The organism is Streptomyces sp. NRRL F-525 (genome assembly GCF_000716605.1).
Classification (GTDB): Bacteria; Actinomycetota; Actinomycetes; order Streptomycetales; family Streptomycetaceae; genus Streptomyces.
In genome coordinates this window covers 1-316 of the sequence record NZ_JNXE01000194.1, presented here as the reverse complement: position 1 = coordinate 316, position 316 = coordinate 1, and the positions used below count along the sequence as shown (strand labels likewise).

Genomic DNA, 316 nt, shown 5'->3' with positions numbered 1-316 from the left:
CCGGGAGTACGGAGCGGCCTCGAACACGCCCCGGAACGTGGGGAGTGTGACGTACCAGTAGATCGGCACCTCCCCCTGCCGGTACTTGTCCGGGTACCGCTGTTGGTAGGTGACCGCGTACCGGTCCACCCACATCCGCCACAGCTCCTCAGCGTCGGCTTCCTCGGGGAGGTAGTCGTCGGACATGCTACTGCCGTCCGGTTCGGCGTACAGGACGATCTCTTCAGTCCAGGTGTGCCGACTGCGAGGGCTGGTCCACGTCCACTGGGTGCCGGCGGGGTAGGGCTGCACGGTGGTCTTCGTCATGGGGGAAGTC

1 pseudogene is annotated in these 316 nt (G+C 66.1%); it reads right to left on the bottom strand.

The features are described 5' to 3' along the window. Nucleotides 1–291: pseudogene (locus OO69_RS48490) on the bottom strand (hypothetical protein); the annotation flags it as partial. Nucleotides 292–316 lie beyond the last annotated feature (25 nt).